This window comes from Roseivivax sp. GX 12232 (assembly GCF_021272185.1).
Classification (GTDB): Bacteria; Pseudomonadota; Alphaproteobacteria; order Rhodobacterales; family Rhodobacteraceae; genus Roseivivax.
The window spans coordinates 169,366-187,056 of the sequence record NZ_JAJSEC010000008.1; the positions used below are offsets into that span (position 1 = coordinate 169,366).

The 17,691-nt window shown below is 69.4% G+C and carries 15 protein-coding genes; 3 read left to right on the forward strand and 12 right to left on the reverse strand.

The genetic code is table 11. The features are described from left to right. Positions 1-4: 4 nt before the first annotated feature. From LR948_RS14365 to LR948_RS14380, 4 genes are all read right to left on the reverse strand, one after another. Positions 5-1,330: an aspartate aminotransferase family protein gene (locus LR948_RS14365; protein WP_232754765.1), complete on the reverse strand. Its 1,326-nt coding sequence runs from the start codon at positions 1,328-1,330 to the stop codon at positions 5-7. Between the two features lie 3 nt (positions 1,331-1,333). Beyond that, positions 1,334-1,762 (reverse strand): universal stress protein, encoded by a 429-nt coding sequence (locus LR948_RS14370; RefSeq protein WP_232754766.1) that lies wholly within the window; start codon positions 1,760-1,762, stop codon positions 1,334-1,336. A gap of 10 nt (positions 1,763-1,772) precedes the next feature. Next, on the reverse strand, positions 1,773-4,409 hold the full coding sequence (locus LR948_RS14375; protein ID WP_232754767.1) for a TRAP transporter permease: 2,637 nt from the start codon (positions 4,407-4,409) through the stop codon (positions 1,773-1,775). A gap of 112 nt (positions 4,410-4,521) precedes the next feature. After that, entirely contained in the window at positions 4,522-5,493 is a 972-nt protein-coding gene (locus LR948_RS14380) for a TAXI family TRAP transporter solute-binding subunit (RefSeq protein ID WP_232754768.1), read from the reverse strand. 144 nt (positions 5,494-5,637) lie between these two features. Between LR948_RS14380 and LR948_RS14385 the strand changes: the two genes are divergently transcribed. Next, a complete protein-coding gene (locus LR948_RS14385; protein ID WP_232754769.1) occupies positions 5,638-6,486 on the forward strand; it encodes a MurR/RpiR family transcriptional regulator in 849 nt (282 codons plus the stop codon). Positions 6,487-6,712: 226 nt separating this feature from the next. Here LR948_RS14385 and fahA read toward each other — a convergent pair whose 3' ends face one another. The 3 genes from fahA to putP form a co-directional block, all read right to left on the reverse strand. Beyond that, the gene (fahA, locus tag LR948_RS14390; RefSeq protein WP_232754770.1) at positions 6,713-8,005 is read right to left on the reverse strand and encodes a fumarylacetoacetase; all 1,293 of its coding nucleotides are present in this window, start codon (positions 8,003-8,005) and stop codon (positions 6,713-6,715) included. Between the two features lie 97 nt (positions 8,006-8,102). Next, on the reverse strand, positions 8,103-9,008 hold the full coding sequence (locus LR948_RS14395) for a DMT family transporter (protein ID WP_232754771.1): 906 nt from the start codon (positions 9,006-9,008) through the stop codon (positions 8,103-8,105). Then, positions 9,005-10,462: a sodium/proline symporter PutP gene (putP, locus tag LR948_RS14400; RefSeq protein WP_232754772.1), complete on the reverse strand. Its 1,458-nt coding sequence runs from the start codon at positions 10,460-10,462 to the stop codon at positions 9,005-9,007. The genes LR948_RS14395 and putP overlap by 4 nt, the downstream gene beginning before the upstream one ends. A 235-nt stretch (positions 10,463-10,697) precedes the next feature. Between putP and LR948_RS14405 the strand changes: the two genes are divergently transcribed. Then, entirely contained in the window at positions 10,698-11,636 is a 939-nt protein-coding gene (locus tag LR948_RS14405; protein ID WP_232754773.1) for a LysR family transcriptional regulator, read from the forward strand. 128 nt (positions 11,637-11,764) lie between these two features. Next, positions 11,765-13,243 (forward strand): aldehyde dehydrogenase family protein, encoded by a 1,479-nt coding sequence (locus LR948_RS14410; RefSeq protein ID WP_232754774.1) that lies wholly within the window; start codon positions 11,765-11,767, stop codon positions 13,241-13,243. A gap of 311 nt (positions 13,244-13,554) precedes the next feature. Here the strand turns inward: LR948_RS14410 and LR948_RS14415 are convergent, their stop codons facing one another. Genes LR948_RS14415 through LR948_RS14435 form a run of 5 tightly spaced genes read right to left on the reverse strand, consistent with a single transcriptional unit; the run spans position 13,555 to position 17,655 of the window. After that, the gene (locus LR948_RS14415) at positions 13,555-14,304 is read right to left on the reverse strand and encodes an SDR family oxidoreductase (RefSeq protein ID WP_232754775.1); all 750 of its coding nucleotides are present in this window, start codon (positions 14,302-14,304) and stop codon (positions 13,555-13,557) included. Between the two features lie 12 nt (positions 14,305-14,316). Further along, complete coding sequence (locus LR948_RS14420; RefSeq protein ID WP_232754776.1) at positions 14,317-14,985, reverse strand: ABC transporter ATP-binding protein; 669 nt, start codon at positions 14,983-14,985, stop codon at positions 14,317-14,319. Further along, on the reverse strand, positions 14,985-15,737 hold the full coding sequence (locus LR948_RS14425; protein WP_232754777.1) for an ABC transporter ATP-binding protein: 753 nt from the start codon (positions 15,735-15,737) through the stop codon (positions 14,985-14,987). Before LR948_RS14425 ends, LR948_RS14420 begins: the two co-directional genes overlap by 1 nt. After that, positions 15,734-16,738, reverse strand: coding sequence for a branched-chain amino acid ABC transporter permease (locus LR948_RS14430; RefSeq protein ID WP_232754778.1), 1,005 nt, complete (start codon positions 16,736-16,738; stop codon positions 15,734-15,736). Before LR948_RS14430 ends, LR948_RS14425 begins: the two co-directional genes overlap by 4 nt. Positions 16,739-16,749: 11 nt before the next feature. Next, complete coding sequence (locus LR948_RS14435; RefSeq protein WP_232754779.1) at positions 16,750-17,655, reverse strand: branched-chain amino acid ABC transporter permease; 906 nt, start codon at positions 17,653-17,655, stop codon at positions 16,750-16,752. Positions 17,656-17,691: the final 36 nt, after the last annotated feature.

Sequence of the window (17,691 nt, forward strand, 5' to 3'; positions counted from 1 at the left end):
GCCCCTAGTTCGCCAGCGTCCGGTCGATCGCCCGGGCGAGCTTGCCGACGAGCTCGTCGATCTGCGCCTCGGAGATGATGAAGGCCGGCGCCAGGAGGATGTGATCCCCGTGCCGCCCGTCGATCGTGCCGCCCGCGGGATAGCAGATCAGCCCTTCGTCCAGCGCCGCCGCCTTGATCTTGGCGTTGACCTTGCGCGCCGGATCGAAGGGCGCCTTGGTGCCCCGGTCGGCGACCAGCTCGATGCCGCGGAAGAGCCCCCGGCCCCGGATGTCGCCGACATGCGGGTGCTGCCCGAACTGCGCCTCGAGCGCGGCGACCAGCTGCTCGCCCCGCGCGCGCACCTGCGGCAGGAGATTGCGGTCGAGGATCGCGCTCAGGACCGCGCGGCCCGCCGCGGCGGCCAGCGGGTGGCCGTGGTAGGTATGGCCGTGCTGGAAGGAGCCCGACCCCTGGGCGATGGCCTCGTGCACATGCGCGCCGCAGAGCATCGCGCCGATCGGCATGTAGCCGGCGCCCAGCCCCTTGGCGATGGTCACGATGTCCGGGGCCACCCCGTCCTGTTCGCAGGCAAAAAGCGTGCCGGTCCGGCCCATGCCGCACATCACCTCGTCGAGGATCAGGAGCACGCCGTGGCGGTCGCAGATCTCGCGGATGCGCTTGAAATAGCCCGGCGCGGCGGGCACCGCGCCGGCGGTCGCGCCCACGACCGGCTCGGCGATGAAGGCCATGACGCTCTCGGGGCCGAGGCGCTGGATTTCCTCTTCCAGCTCGTCGGCGGCGCGGCGGCCGTAGGCCTCGAGGCTCTCGTCCTCGGCGCGGTGGCGGTATTCGTAGCAGGGCGCGATATGCGTGGTCTCGACCAGAAGCGGCGCGTATTTCTCGCGCCGCCAGGCGTTGCCGCCGGCGGCCAGCGCGCCCAGCGTGTTGCCGTGGTAGCTTTGCCGCCGGGCGATGACCCGGTGCCGCCCGCTCTCGCCGCGTTCGAGGTAATACTGCCGCGCGAGCTTGATCGCCGCTTCCACCGCCTCGGAGCCGCCCGAAAGCAGGTAGACCTTATCGACCCCCTCGGGCGCATTGGCGGCCAGGAGGTCCGCCAGCCCCTCGGCGGGCTCGGAGGTGAAAAAGCCGGTATGGGCGAAGGCCAGCCGGTCGAGCTGTTCGTGGATCGCCGCGCGCACGTCCGGGTCGGAGTGCCCGAGGCAGGAGACCGCCGCCCCGCCCGAGCCGTCGAGATAGGCGCGGCCCTGGCTGTCGTAGAGATAGCAGCCCTCGCCGCGCTCGGCGGTGGCCAGCTGGGCCGAGGAGCGGCCGAAGACATGCCCGCCCATGGCTCAGTGATCCCTGACGACGTAGACCGAGCGCTTGGCGTGGCGCACCACCCGCGCGGTGTTCGGGCCCAGCAGGTAGTCGGCCACATCCGGCGTCTGCGCCGCCATGACCACCACGTCGACATCCAGCCGCTCGGAGGCGCGCAGGATCTCGTCGTAGACCCGGCCATGGGTCACATGCGGATGCACCTCGATCCGGCCGGGCACATTGTCGTTGACCCAGCTCGTGAGCTTCTCGCCCACCTCGTGCAGGGCGCGCTTCTCGAACTCCTGGTCGAAGAAGCTGCCGACCACCGACATCCCGAAGTCGGGGATCACGGTCAGCACGTGCAGGGTCATATTGGCGCCGCCAAGCTCGATGGCGGCGGGCAGCGCCTTGGCCCAGCTCGGCTGGGACGACAGGTCGATCGGCAGGAGGACGGATTTCGGCATGGTCGTTTCCTCAGAAGGCCGGCTTGGTCTGGCGGTGGCGCTGCAGCAGGATCACCAGACCCAGAAGCAGAAGCGCCGGTATGTAGAAGATCTGCGCCGGAAGCCGGTCCTGCGGGACCTGCACCTCGGCCAGCCGCACCGGGTCATCGGCGTAGAAGTCGAAGTCCGAGAGCTTCTCGGCGGTGGCGGTGCCGAACATCGGCTCGTCGAGCCGCACGGTGTCGCCTTCCGGGAAGAGCATCAGCCCGGAGTTGTCGATGCGCTCCTGCGCGGTCGCGCCCTCGGCGTTCATCACCAGCGTGGTCTCGGCGGTCTCGCCGGTGTTGAAGTCCGGCCCTTCGACGCGCAAGCGGATGCGGGTGCCCTCGTCAAGCTCGCCCAGCGTCTGTTCGAACTGCGCCGGCGGCACCTCGCGGAAGGGGCTCTGCACCATGTCGAGCCAGACGTTCGGCACGAAGAGCGTGAAGGCCACCAGAAGCAGCGCCGCGCTCTCATAGATCCGCGACCGCGCCAGGAAGTAGCCCTGGGTCGCGGCGGCGAAGAGCAGCATGGCGAAGGTCGCGGTCACGAAGACGAAGACCGCCTGCAGGATGCCCGCCGTCGTCCCGAGATCGACCCCGTAGAGGATCAGCGTCGGGTTGAAGATGAAGAGGAAGGGCAGCGCCACGGTCCGCAGGCTGTAGAAGAACGCCGTGAAGCCGGTGCGGATCGGATCCCCGCCCGAGACCGCCGCGGCGGCGAAGGAAGCGAGGCCCACGGGCGGCGTCACATCGGCCATGATGCCGAAGTAGAAGACGAAGAGATGCGCCGCGATCAGCGGCACGATCAACCCTTCCTGCGCGCCGAGCGACACCACCACAGACGCCATGAGCGAGGAGACCACGATGTAGTTCGCCGTGGTGGGCAGCCCCATCCCGAGGATCAGCGAGAAGAGCCCCACGAGGATCAGCATCACGATCAGGATGCCGCCCGAGAGCTGCTCGACGAGGCCCGCAAGCTCGGTGCCGATCGGGGTCTTGGTGACGGTGGCCACGATGATGCCCGCCGCCGCCGTGGCGACGCCGATGCCGATCATGTTGCGCGCGCCCGCGATCAGACCGTCGCGCAGGTCGGTGAAGCCGTTCTTCATCTCGCTCGCCACCTCGCCGCCGAGGCCGCGGAACAGCGCCTTGAGCGGGCGCTGGGTGACGATGATGAAAAGCATCAAGGACGTGGCGTAGAAGGCTGATTTCGCGGGACTTTGCCGCTCGACCATCAGGAACCAGACGAGCACCAGGATGGGCAGCACGTAGTGCAGCCCGGTGGCATAGACCTCGCCCACGGTGGGCAGCTTGATGTTGGGATCATTGGGGTCGTCCTCCTCGAGGTCGGGGCGCCTGGCCGCGACCGACAGGAGGCCCAGGTAAACCAGCCCGAGAAGCGCCATCATCACCACGCCGGTCAGATCGCCGAGGCCCGCGCGCAGCGCGCCGACCAGGTAGATCAGCGCGGTGAAGCCCGCGCCGGCGATGGCGAAGCCGATGAAGAACTTCACGATCATGCCGAGGAAGCTCTTGCTCTCGCCCAGCGCCGGCATGTCCTTCTTCAGCGCCTCGAGGTGCACGATGTAGACCAGCGCGATGTAGGAGATCACCGCCGGGATGAAGGCGTGCTTGATCACCTCGATGTAGGAGATGCCGATGAACTCGACCATGAGGAAGGCCGCGGCGCCCATGACCGGCGGCATGATCTGGCCGTTGACCGAGGAGGCGACCTCGACCGAGCCGGCCTGTTCGTTGGAAAAGCCCACCCGCTTCATCAGCGGGATGGTGAACGTGCCGGTGGTCACCACGTTGGCGATCGAGGAGCCCGAGATCAGGCCGGTCATGGCCGAGCCGACCACCGCCGCCTTGGCCGGGCCGCCGCGCAGGTGGCCGAGGCCCGCGAAGGCCAGCTTGATGAAGTAGTTGCCCGCGCCCGCCTTATCGAGCAGCGAGCCGAAAAGCACGAAGAGGAAGACGAAGGCCGTGGAGACGCCCAGCGGGATGCCGAAGACCCCTGCGGTGTCGAGCCACTGCGCGTTGATCAGCGCGGTGAAGCTCAGGCCCTCGTGTTCGATGAGCTCGGGGATCAGCCAGCCGGTGCCCATGTAGGCGTAAAGCAGGAAGAGCGAGCCGACGATGGTCAGCGCCGGGCCCAGCGCCCGGCGCGAGGCCTCGAGCAGGATCAACAGGCCCGCGGCCCCGATGACCACCTGCGTCGGCGTCGGCAGGCCCGAGCGCGCGGTCATCGCCAGGTGATCGGAGAAGAGGAAGATGTAGAAGGCGCAGAAGCCCCCGCCGAGCGCCAGGATCCAGTCGACCACCGGGATGTGGCCGCGGGGCGAGCTCTTGAAGGCGGGATAGGCCAGGAAGGCCAGGACGATGGCGAAGGTCAGGTGGATCGGCCGGGTCTCGGAGGAGTTCAGCACCGGCACGTATTGCGCGAACCAGAGCTGCGGCTGCGCGATCCAGAGCTGGAACAGCGACCAGGCCAGCGCCAGGCCGGCGATCAGCTTGGCGAGGTTGGGGTTGGTCGGCGCCCGGGCGCCGCTGTCGGTGCTGGCGACAAGATCCTGAAGTTCCTCGTCGCTGAACTGGCGGCCTTCACCCTTCGGATTGTCCGACATGCGCGTTCCCTCGTCCCATCGGCCCAGAAGGTCCGGGCCCGTCGCGGGCCCGGACCTGTCGGTCATTGTCGCGGGGCCCCCGCCTAAAGCGGCAGGGGCACCCCGGTCCTTGTTATTCGATCAGACCGGCTTCGCGGAAATATTTCTCGGCGCCCGCGTGCAGCGGTGCGGAGAGACCGTCATTGGCCATTTCCTCGGGCACGAGGTTGGCGAAGGCCGGGTGCAGGCCCTTGAACTGGTCCATGTTCTCGAAGACCGCCTTGACGACCTCGTAGACCACTTCGTCGGCCACCTCGGCCGAGGTCACGAAGGTGGCGCCGACGCCGAAGGTCACGGTGTCCTCGTCGTTGCCGCGATACATGCCGCCGGGGATGGTGGCCTGGCGGTAGTAGGGGTTGGCCTCGATCAGCGACGCGGTGGCGTCGTTGTTCACCTCGACCAGCACGCTGTCACAGGCGGTGGTCGCCTCCTGGATGGAGCCGGAGGGGTGGCCGACGGTGTAGACCATGGCGTCGATGTTGTTGTCGCAAAGCGCCTGGCTCTGTTCCGCTGCCTGCAGCTCGGAGGCCACGGCGAAGTCGTCCATCGACCAGCCCATCTCTTCCATCAGCACTTCCATGGTGCCGCGCTGGCCGGAGCCGGGGTTGCCGACGTTGACGCGCTTGCCCTCGAGGTCCTCGAAGCTCTCGATGCCTGCGTCGGCGCGGGCCACGACGGTGAAGGGCTCGGGGTGGACCGAGAAGACCGCGCGCAGGTCTTCGAAGGCGCCCTGCTCTTCGAACTGCGAGGAGCCGTTGAAGGCGTGATACTGCCAGTCGGACTGCGCCACGCCGAACTCGAGCTCGCCGCCGCGGATGGCGTTGATGTTGTAGACCGAGCCGCCGGTCGACTCGACGCCGCAGCGGATGCCGTGCTCGGAGCGGCCGCGGTTCACCAGGCGGCAGATCGCGCCGCCGGTCGGGTAGTAGACGCCCGTGACGCCGCCGGTGCCGATGGAAATGAAGGTCTGGTCCTGCGCCGTGGCGGCAGTTGCGCCGAAGGCGGTAGCGGCGGCCATGACGGCGCCGAACATAACTTTGGTCATGTCAATCTCCCTGTGCGTTCCGAGAATCGAAACTCGTATGGCTAAGGGAAACAATTCATTGCAATTGGTCAAGCCGACAATACAAATGTATCCCCAGACGCAGCCAGGGGATCGGAGGACGCGCTGACCGGCCAACCCGCCACATTGGACGACCTGCGCCGCGCCCTGCGGGCGGTGGCGGCCTCGGGCGCGCCCCGGGTCGCGGACCTCGCGCATTGGCTGTCGGACCAGCCCGAGGAGATCGCCTTCAACTCGGTCCGGGGGCTGGCCGACCGCTCGGGCGCCAATGCCAACACGGTCGTGCGGCTGGCCCATGCGCTGGGGTTCGGCGGCTACGACGCCTGCCGCTCGGCCTTCCAGGACGCGCTGCGCCACGGCGGCGACATCTACGGACGGCGGGCCGACAAGCTGCACGGCCGCCCCGGCCCCGCCGCTTTCGAGGCGCTGCGCGAGGCGGCGCATCGCAACCTCGCGACCGTCTTCAGCGACGAGACCCGCGAGGCGGTGGAACGGGCCGCCGAGCTGATGATCGGCGCGCGGCGCATCCATGTGATCGGCGTGCGGAGCTGTTTCGCCATCGCCGATTACCTGGTCTACACGCTGCGGATGGCGGTCGAGAACGTCGGCCCGCGCACCGGCGCGCCGGGCGACATCCGCGACCAGATCGCCGGCACCGGCCCCGAGGACGCGGTGCTGTCGATCACCTTCCCGCATTACTCGATCGAGACGGTGGCCGCCCACGAGCTGGCGCGCCAGCGCGGCGCCCGGACCATCGCGGTGACCGACGGGCCCGGAGCGCCGACGGCGCGCGGGGCGGATGTGCTGCTCTGTCCGGGCATGCACGGCCCGCAGCCCCTGCCGAGCATGATCGCCGCCTTTGCCCTGACCGAGGCGCTGACCGCGGCAATGATCCTGCGCTCCGAGGGCGCGCATCGGAACGTGGCGCGCTTCGAGCAGCGGCTGATGGAGGCCGGCGCCTACTGGCGCGGGTGAGCGGGGGCGGGTTCTCTCGAATGGTGGCAAGCGCGAGCTGGTTTGGGCGCGCCCAGATGTCTCGAGCGACGGAACTGGCGTGAGCGGGGTCACATGGCTTCGATGAGATGGATCGCCGCGGGGCGGAGACGTCGCTTAGGGGCAGCGCCCCGGTTGCGCCGCTAGCCATGACCGCAGACGAGGAGCCCCCGTCACGCGCCGCAGGCGCCTCACCGCCCTGCCCCGCTCAGTCCCCCGGCGCCCCCGGCGCCTCCGGCGCGGGCAGCACCGTACCCTCGCAGGAGCCGAAGCCGATGCGATAGGCCCCCTCGCACCAGCCGCGCAGGGTCACGCTGTCGCCGTCCTGCAGGAAGCCGCGTTTCTCTCCGCCCAGATCCAGCGGGTCGCGCCCGTTCCAGGTCATCTCGAGGAGCGAGCCGCAGCTCTCCGGGCTCTCGCCCGAGATCGTGCCCGAGCCCAGAAGGTCCCCCGGCCCCATGGCGCAGCCCGAGAGCGCGTGATGCGTGAGCTGCTGGGCGGCGGAATAATACATGCCGCGGTAGTTCGTCCGGCTGACCGTCACCGGCGTGCCGCCCGCCGGCGCCAGGTCGATCTCCAGGCGGATGTCGAAGTTGTTCGGCGTCGCCTCCTGAAGGTAGGGCAGCAGCTCGCGCTCGCGCGGCGGCGTCGGGCAGCGGTAGGGCTCCAGCGCGTCGCGCGTCACCACCCAGGGGCTGATCGAGGTGCCGAAAGCCTTGGCCTGGAACGGCCCGAGCGGCTGGTATTCCCAGACCTGGATGTCGCGCGCCGACCAGTCGTTCAAGAGCACGTAGCCGAAGATCATCTCGTAGGCCTCGGCGGTGCTGACCGGCTGGCCCATGGGATTGCCGGTGCCGACCAGCGCGCCCAGTTCCAGCTCGATGTCGAGCCGCGCCGAGGCACCGAGCCGCGGGGCGTCATCCTCGGGGCCCTTGAGCTGGCCCAGCGGGCGGCGGATCGCCGTGCCCGAGACCACCACCGTCGAGGCGCGCCCGTTGTAGCCGATGGGAATGTGCAGCCAGTTCGGCGTCAGCGCGTTCTCGGGGTCGCGGAACATGCTGCCGACATTGGTGGCATGCTCCTTCGAGGCATAAAAATCGGTGTAGCTGCGCACGAAGACCGGCAGGTGCATCTGGGCGGCGGCCTGCGGCACCAGCGCCGCCTCGAGGGGCGCGCGCAGGCGTTCCTCGACGCCCGCCTCGAGCAGCCCCGCGATCTGCCGGCGGGTCTCGGTCCAGACCTCGGGGCCCAGCGCCATGAAGGGGTTCAGCACGCCCTGGTCGAAGACCGCCGTCTCGCCGCCCGGGCGCACCAGCCCCACCGCCTCGAGCGCGGTCAGATCGAGGATCGCCTCGCCGATGGCCACGCCGATCCGCACCGCCCCGTCGCCGGTCGAGAAGGCGCCGTAAGGCAGGTTCTGGATCGGGAAGTCGCAGGCCGGATCATTGGCGCTGTCGACCCAGGACCGGCGGGCGGGATCGTGGGTGTCGTCTTGGGCCATCTCTGTCCTCGCGGGGGTTGGGGGTGTGGGGGGCTCAGGCAGGAGGTGTCGCGCGGCGGCGCCTGGTCCAAGGTCTCCGCCGCGCGCGGGCGTCTTGTCAACCGCCGGCCCGGGCCTCGCGCCAGACGATGAAGATGCCGCTGGCGATGATCACCGCCGCGCCCGCGTAGGTGAAGCCGTCCGGCACCTCGCGCCAGATCAGCCAGCCGAGCAGCGTCGCCCAGATCAGCGCGGTATAGTCGAAGGGCGCGACCACCACCGCCTCGGAGAGCCGGAAGGCCTGGGTCATCATGGTCATGCCCGCCGTGCCGAAGACCGCCACCCCGGCGAAGAGCCAGAGGTCTCCGGGGGCCACAGGCTGCCAGACGAACAGGCTTGCGATCCCGCTCAGCACCGCGCCCATGCCGACGAGGTAGAGCATCATCGTCCAGACGCTTTCGCGCGGATCGACCCAGCGGGCGCTGATCATCAGGACCGCGTAGACGAAGGCCGTGGCCAGCGGATAAAGCGAGGCCGGCTGGAAGGTGGCGCTGCCCGGGCGCACCACGATCAGCACGCCGAGAAAGCCCACCAGCACCGCCGACCAGCGCTTCCAGCCGACCTCCTCGCCGAGAAACAGCGCCGAGAGCGCGGTGATGAAGACCGGCGCCGCGAAGATCAGCACCGTGGCCTCGGCCAGGCCCAGGTGCCTCAGCCCGGTGAAGAACAGATAGGCCGCGACCACCCAGAGGAGGCCGCGCACCAGATGCGCCCCCGGCCGGTGGGAGCGCAGCGCCGCCCGCCCGCCGAGGCCCAGCGCGATGACCACCGCGATGGGCAGCGCGATGAGGTTGCGCAGGAACAGGATCTGCACCGCCGAATAATCGGCGGTGAGGGTCTTTCCGAAGGCGTCGTTCACGCTCAGGCAGGCGACGCCGATGCACATGAGCGCGATGCCCCGCGCGGCGCTGGGGCGGGCCGCGGCCTGTGCCGCCGCGGCCTGCCGGGCGCCCGCCCGCGTCATTCCGCCGGCATGGCGCGGAACTCGCCCTGTTCGCGGGTCATCAGGCTGACCGCGACGATCGCCGCGAAGGCCGCGAGGAAGCCGGGGATGATCTCGTAGATGCCGGTCGCCGCCGCGAGGCCCGTCCAGATCCAGAGCATCACCACGCCTGCGCCGGTCACGAGCCCCGCGACCGCGCCCGCGCCGGTCATCCGCCGCCAGGTCAGCGAGAGGATCACCAAGGGACCGAAGGCCGCGCCGAAGCCCGCCCAGGCGTTGGCGACAAGGCCCAGCACCTGGCTCTCGGGATCCGCCGCGATCAGCGCCGCGACGATGCCGACGGCGGCCACGGCAACCCGGCCCACGGTCACGATCTCGCCTTCGCTGGCCTCCTTGCGCAGGAAGAGCCGGTAGAAGTCCTCGGCCAGCGAGGAGGAGGAGACCAGGAGCTGGCTCGAGACCGTCGACATGATCGCCGCCAGGAGCGCGGCGAAGAGGAAGCCCGTCACCAGCGGGTGGAACAGCATCTCGGCGAGCACGATGAAGATCGTCTCGGAATCCTCGACCGCGATCTCGTTGCGCTCGATATAGGCGCGCCCGAGGATGCCGACGCCCACCGCGCCGATCAGCGAGAGCCCCATCCAGGTCATCGCGATGTTGCGGGCGGTCGAGACCGCGGCCACCGATTTCACCGCCATGAAGCGCACGATGATATGCGGCTGGCCGAAGTAGCCGAGCCCCCAAGTCACCGCCGAGAGGAAGCCGATAAAGGTCAGCCCGCCGGTCAGCGACAGGAAGTTCGGATCGACCTCGGAGAGCGTCGCCGCCGCCTGGTCGGTGCCGCCGCCGTCACCGGCATACAGCACCACGAGCGGCATGATCACCAGCGCCAGCATCATGATGCAGCCCTGCACGAAGTCGGTCAGGCTCACCGCGAGGAAGCCGCCGACCACGGTGTAGACCAGCACGATCCCCAGCGTCAGCCAGACGCCGGTGAGATAGCCGCCGTCGAAGGCGCTCTGGAAAAGCTTGCCGCCGGCCACCAGGCCCGAGGCGGTGTAGACGGCGAAGAAGATCACGATGATCACCGCCGAGACGAGCCGGAGCGCCGTCGCCTGGGTCGGGAAGCGGTTGGCCAGGAAGGACGGGATGGTCAGCGCGTTGTCGTAGCGCTCGGTCTGCTCGCGCAGGCGCGGGGCGACGACGATCCAGTTGATCAGCGCGCCGACAAAAAGGCCGATGCCGATCCAGGCCTCGATGAGGCCGGTGGCGTAAAGTGCGCCGGGCAGGCCCAGGAGGAGCCAGCCGCTCATGTCGGAGGCGCCGGCCGACAGGGCCGCGACCGCGGGCGGCAGGTTGCGCCCGCCCAGAAGGTATTGTTCGGAATTGGAGGTGGACTTGCGATAGGCATAAAAGCCGATGCCCAGCATCAGCGCGAAATACGCGATGAGGCTGATCCAGACGCCGATTTGCATGAAATATCCCTTTCTTCGCTCCGTGCCTTGGGGACAGGGCGTCCCGGGGCCACAGGTAATCCGCGGACGCTAGCAGACATGGCCCGGGGGTAAACCCGCAGGCCGCTTGTGGCGGGCTTTGGCGTTGAAAAGACGGGGGAAACGGGGGCGGCCGGGGTGTCGCCCCGGGGGAGCGTCCCGCCGCCACGGCTTGCGCATCCCGCCGCTTCGGCGAAAGCTGCGCGCGGGAGGAGCCATGAACTTACGACAGTTGGAATATTTCATCGCCATCGCCGAGGAGGGCTCGGTCTCGGCCGCCTCGCAGAAGCTGAACGTCGCGCAGCCCTCGCTGTCCCAGCAGATCAAGAAGCTCGAGGACAGCCTCGGCGTGCAGCTTCTCGAACGCTCCTCGCGGGGGGTGACGCTGACCGAGGCCGGGCTTCTGGCGCTCGACCGGGCCGAGCTGATCCTGCAGACGGTGGAGCGCGCGCGCTCGGACATCCGGCAGATGGGCTCGGACCCGGCGGGCGGGGTCAGCTTCGGGCTGCCCTCCTCGGTCTCCATGGTGCTCTCGGTGCCCTTGGCCGAGACCGTCCGCGCCGAGCTGCCGCTGGTGCGGCTGCGCGCGGTCGAGGCGATGTCGGGCTTCATCCAGACCTGGCTCGCCGACCAGGAGGTCGACCTGGGCATGCTCTACGACGTCTCGGGCGTGCGGCACCTGACCTATCGCGCCATCGTCTCGGAAGAGCTGCACTTCTTCTCGGCGCCCGATGCCTGGCCTTTCCGCAGCCGCGCGGGCGCGCCGGTGCCGATGGCGGATCTCGCCAAGGTCGACCTGGTGCTGCCCTCGAAGACCCATGGACTTCGGGCGCTGATCGACCGGGTGACCCGCGCGCATGGGGTGCACCTCGACGTGGTGACCGAGATGGACGCGCTGAGCCAGATCAAGACGCTGGTCTCGCGCGGGTCGGGCTACACGGTGCTGGCACCGGCAGCGGCGCTCGACCGGGTGGAACGGGGCGAGCTCCTCATGGCGCCGATCGTCGATCCGGCGATCAGCCGCTCGGTCTACCTGGTGCACAACCCGGCCAAGCCGCAGACCCGCGCCGCCCAGGCGGTCGAGGAGGTCACCATGGAGGTGGTCCGCGACCTCGTGCGCCGCGGCATCTGGCGGGCGGAGCAGATCGACCCATAGACGAAACCTATGGGCGATAGCGACGAACCGTCTTTCCGCCCGTCCCGCCGCCTCCCTATCGTCGCGGCAACCGGCCCTGCCGGCGCTGTGCGCCGCGCGGGCCGCTCACGCGAGGGAGGAGAACGGCCATGAACGTTCAGAACGACGCGCGGGGGGCCTCGGTCACGGCCGCCTCGGACGGTATATTCATCGACAATGGCTGGCGGGCCTCGGCCTCGGGCAAGACCCTGGCGGTGCTGGCCCCGGCCACCGGCCGCGAGATCACCCGCATCGCCGATGGCACCGCCGCCGACATCGACCTGGCGGTCGAGGCGGCGCGCCGCGCCTTCGAGGGCGCCTGGGGCGGCCACAGCGCCACCGAGCGCGGCCGCATCCTGCAGCGGCTGGCCCAGATCATCACCGAGAACGAGGACGAGCTGACCGCGCTCGAGGCCACCGACACCGGCAAGCCGATGAGCCAGGCGCGCGGCGACGTGCGGGCCTGCGCGCGCTACTTCGAGTATTACGGCGCCGCCGCAGACAAGGTGCACGGCACGCAGATCCCCTTCATGCAGGGCTATCTCGCGGTGACCGAGCACCTGCCCTACGGCGTGACCGGGCATATCATCCCCTGGAACCTGCCGGCGCAGATGTTCGGGCGGACCATCGCGCCGGCGCTCGCCATGGGCAATGCCTGCGTGCTGAAGCCCGCCGAGGACGCCTGCCTCTCGCCGATCCGGCTTTGCGAGCTGGCCGCCGAGGCGGGGCTGCCGCCGGGCGCGCTGAACTGCGTGCCGGGCCGGGGCGAAAGCGCGGGCGCGGCGCTCTCGGGCCATCGCGGCATCGACTACATCTCCTTCACCGGCTCCCCGCAGGTGGGCGAACTGGTGCAGATCGCGGCGGCCAAGAACCACATCGGCTGCACGCTGGAGCTGGGCGGCAAGAGCCCGCAGGTGATCTTCGAGGACGCCGACCTCGACGCGGCGATCCCGGTCATCGTCACCGCGATCACCGTCAACGCCGGGCAGACCTGCTCCGCCGGCAGCCGCGTGCTGGTGCAGGAAGGGCTGAAGGACGCGCTTCTGGAGCGCCTGGCCGCGGCCTTCTCGGAGGTGGTCGCCGGCCCGCCCGAGGCCGACTGCAAGCTCGGCCCGCTGGTCAACGCCACCCAGAAACGCCGGGTGGAGCGCTTCTTCTCGCAGGCCGAGGCCGACGGCATCCCGATCGTCGCCGAGGGCAAGATCGCGCCCGGCGCCGACCCCGAGGGTTATTTCGTCGTGCCCCGCGTCTACGGGCCGGTGCCGCATGACAACGTGCTGAGCCAGGAAGAGGTCTTCGGGCCGGTCCTGTCGGTGGTGACCTTCCGCGACGAGGCCGAGGCCATCGAGAAGGCCAATGACACCGACTACGGGCTGGTCGGCGCGGTCTGGTCCAAGGACGGCAGCCGCGCGATGCGCGTGGCGCGCCGGATCGTGGCGGGCCAGGTCTTCGTGAACGGCTACGGCGCCGGCGGCGGGATCGAGCTGCCCTTCGGCGGCATGAAGAAATCCGGCCACGGGCGCGAGAAGGGCTTCGAGGCGCTCCTGGATTTCTCGACCACCCGGACGCTGGTGGTGAAACACGACTGAGGCTTTCGACCCTCTCCCTGAGCTGCGCGCCGGTCCCTCGGATCGGCGCGTTTTTTGTGCCGGGAGGTAGGGCAAGCGGCGGGCTACGGAGCGGTGCGCGTTGAAGGTGAGGTCGGGATTTCAGAAAGCGCCCCACCCCGTCTTTGACTTAATATCAGAGACTTGGCGGCACACCTTCATCCTGACTGCGCGGCACTGTCAGCGCCGCGCCCTTCCCCGCACAGCCCTCTCACGCCGCTCCCGCACACCCACCACACAACAAAAGGGCCGCCCCGCGGGACGGCCCTTCCGGCAGAATATGCAGCCAAGGCTCAGACGCAGCGACCGCCGTCGACCTCCATGACCGTGCCGGTCAGGAACTCCGCCTCGTCCGAGGCCAGGAAGGCCGCCGCATTGGCCACGTCGCGCGGCTCGGAGAGCCGGCCCATGGGCACGCTGGCGATGAACTTCGCGCGGTTCTCGGGCGTGTCGGGCAGCCCCATGAAGTTCTCCAGAAGCGCCGTCACGCCCATCACCGGGGCCAGCGCGCAGACCCGGATGTTGTCGGGCGCCAGCTCCACCGCGAGCGACTTGGTCATGATGTTGGCCGCACCTTTCGAGCTGTTGTACCAGGTCAGGCCCGGACGCGGGCGGATGCCGGCGGTCGAGGTCACGTTGATCATCACGCCGCCGTCGCCCTCGCGCCAGCGCGGCACGATCGACTTGGTCATGTGGAAGATCGACATCACGTTGACGTCGTAGAGCTTCCGCATGGTGGCCTCGTCGGTCTCCATCAGCGGCGCGTTCTTGTTCGACCAGCCGGCGTTGTTCACGATGACGTCGATCCGGCCGAATTCCTCGGTGACGCGGGCCACGGCGGCCTCCACGTCCTCGGCCTTGGAGACGTCGCAGGTCACCGCGATGGCGCCGTTGCCAATCTCGCCGGCAACGCGCTTGGCGCCCTCGGCGTTCATGTCGACGATGGCGATCTTGGCGCCCTCGGCCGCGAATTTCTGCGCGATGCCTTCCCCGAAGCCCGAGGCGGCCCCGGTCACGAGGCAGATTTTGTCCTTCAGTCGCATGTCTCTCTCCTGTCAGGCGGCTTGGTGTTCGGCCTCCGCGATCTCGCCGCGCTCGATGACGAGCGTGCGGCGCGCGAAGGATTTCAGAAGCGCGGGGTTCGACTCGGTCACGATCACCGTGACCTCGGGATCGACCTCGCGCAGGCGGCCCAGCGCCTCGCCGTAGCGCTGCGCCAGCGCCGGGGCGAGGCCCTGGAAGGGTTCGTCGAGCATCAGCAGCCGGGTGCCGAGCATCAGCGCCCGGCCGAGGGCCACCATCTTGCCCTGCCCGCCCGAGACCGCGCCCGCCGGGCGGTCGGCCATCTCGCGCAGTTCGGGCAGGACCCGGTAGACCTTGTCGAGCCGCGCGGCCTGGGTGTCGGGGTCGAGCTTGGCGACCTCGCCCGGCAGGCGGATGTTTTCTTCCACGGTGAAGCCCGAAAACAGGCGGCGGTCCTCGGGGGCGTAGCCGATGCCGAGGCCGGGACGGCGCGAGGCGCGCATCCTGGTGATGTCCTCGCCGCCGATCAGGATCTGGCCTTTCACGTCGGTGAAGCCCATGACGCTGCGCAGCGTGGTGGTCTTGCCCGCGCCGTTGCGGCCGATCAGGGCCACGGTCTCGGAGGGGGCGATCTTCACGTTGAGCCCGCGCAGGATCGGGACATTGCCGATATGCACGTCGGTATTGCGGAACTCGAGCATCAGGCGGCCTCCTCTCCGATCACGTCGCGGATCACGTCGGGGTGGGCCAGGATTTCCTCGGGGGTGCCGCGGAGCTGCACCTCGCCGGAGTTCCAGACCGCCACCTCGTCGGCGTAATTCTTCACGATGCCCATGTCGTGTTCGACGAAGACCGCGGTCACCGCGGCCTGCGACAGCGCGGCCACGAGGATCTCCATGATCTCGAATTTCTCCGAGCTGGCGACGCCCGAGGTGGGCTCGTCCATGAGCAGGAGCCGGGGTTTCAGCGCCAGCGCCACGGCGATGTCGATCAGCTTGCGCTGCCCCTCGGAGAGCTCCACGACCGGACGGTCGGCCACATCGGCGCAGCCCACCAGGTCGAGCAGCTCCAGCATCTCGCGGCGCTCGGGCTGGGCACCCATCGACAGAAGCGGCGACTGCCGCCCCTCGCGGGCCGAGACGGCGATCATCAGGTTCTCCAGCGCCGTGTGCTCGGTGAAGAGCTGCGGGATCTGGAAGGCGCGGGCGACGCCCCGCCGGACGATCTTGCGCGGCGGCAGATGGGTGACCTCCTCGCCGCGGAAGAAGACCTGCCCCTTGGTCGGCTTGATCCAGCCGGTGCAGATGTTGAGGAAGGTGGTCTTGCCCGCGCCGTTCGGCCCGATGATCGCGAGGTTGCGGCCCTCGGCGATGGTCAGGTCGACATGGTCGGCGGCCACCACGCCCCCGAAGCGGATCTCGAGCCCGCGGGCTTCCAGAAGCGGCGTCGTCATGTGCGGGCCTCCTTGGTTTGCACGGCGGCTTGCGCGGAGGTCTTCTCCTCGCGCGCGGCGGCGCGGCGCGGCGAGATGCGGTCCATCAGCGCGCCGTAGATGCCCATCAGGCCCGAGGGCGCGAAGAGGATGATCGCCAGCAGGAAGGCCCCGAGCACGAGCTGCCAGACATCGGCGGCGAAGGCCGCGGCGTAGATGCGGACCACCTCGTAGGCGATGGCGCCGGCGACCGCGCCGGGGATCGAACCGACCCCGCCCAGGACCGCGATGAAGACCATCTCGCCCGAGCGGATCCAGTAGGCATAGGCCGGGGTCACGATGCCCTGGGCGGTGGCGACCAGCACGCCGCCGAGCCCGCAGAGCACCGCCGAGAGGATGTAACCCTTTAGGAGCGTCGCCTGGGCCGAGATGCCGAGGTATTCCAGCCGCGTCTCGTTGGTCTTCACGGTCTGGAACAGCTGCCCCACCGGCGAGCCGAGCCAGCGCGTGGCGAACCAGCCGAGCCCCAGCGTCAGCGCCAGCGCCAGGTAGTAGAGCAGAAGCTCGAAGGGCGCGCGGTCGAGCGCCAGGCCCAGGACCTCGGGCCGGGCCAGCCGCAGGCCGTCGGCGCCGCCGGTCAGGTGGTAGAACTTCTCGAGCACCGACCAGAAGATCATCGAGAAGGCGAGGTTCAGCATCCCGAAGAAGATCCCCCGGTAGCGCACCACGAAGAGCCCCACGAGCAGCCCCGAGACCGCCGCGCCGGCGGCTCCCACGAAGAGCAGCAGGAACAGGTCGTCGAGGTTCGAGGCCGCCGCGAAGGCCGCGGCATAGGCGGCGATGCCGAAGAACAGCGCGTGGCCGAAGCTGACCTGGCCCGCGCGCAACAGGAGCGTGACGCCCATGACCGCGATGCCCTTGGCCAGGGCCAGGGTCATCAGCACCTGGAGCGAGGGCGCCAGCATCGGCACCAGCGCCAGGGCGAGGATCGCGAGCACGGGAATGAGGATGCGGATCTGCATGGCGGCCTCCTTCAGATCTTGCGGGCCGCGGGCGTGCCGAAGAGCCCCTCGGGACGCACCAGCAGGACGGCGAGCATGATGAGATAGGGCACGAGCACCTGCAGCTCGGGCATGGCGTAGGTCGCGGCCGAGCGCCCGAGCCCGATCAGGAGCGCGGCAACCGCCGCCCCCTCGATCCGGCCCAGCCCGGCGGTGGCGACCACGGCGAAGCTCAGGACGATCATCTCGGCGCCGATGCCCGGCAGGACGCTGGTGGTCGGCGAGGCGAGCGCGCCGCCGAGCCCGGCGAGCGCGGCGCCCAGGACGAAGGTCATCAGGTAGACCCGATCGGCGTCGATGCCGATCGAGCGCGCGGCCTCGCGGTCCTCGGTCACGGCGGTGATCAGCTTGCCGGTCAGCGTGCGGCGCAGGAAGAGCCGCAGCCCGATCAGCGTCAGCAGCGCGACCACCGGCAGCAGGACCAGCTGGTAGCTGGTGTAATAGACCCCGAAGACCTGGATATTGCCCAGGAGCTGCAGCGCGGAGCTTTCGAAATAAGGCTGGTTGCCCCAGACCAGGCGCTGCACGTCCTCGAGGATCATGAAGACCGCGAAGGTCACGAGAAGCTGCAGCACCTCGGACTTGGCGTAGATCCGGCGCAGGAGCAGCCGCTCGATCGGCGCGCCCAGAAGCACCCCCACCAGCGCGGCGGCGATCAGCATCAGCGGGAAGGCCAGGATCGGCGAATAGCCCGCCGCGACCACGGCCCCGCCGATCGAGGCGGTCAGATAGGCGCCGATCGCGTAGAGCGAGCCATGCGCCACGTTGAGGATGCGCAGGACGCCGAAGATCAGCGTCAGTCCCACCGCGACCATGAAGACCAGCGCGGCATAGGAGACGCCGTCGAAGACGGCGAGAAGGATCAATGACAGGTTCATGTCGGGCCTAAGTCTGGGAACGTGAGAAGGCCCGGC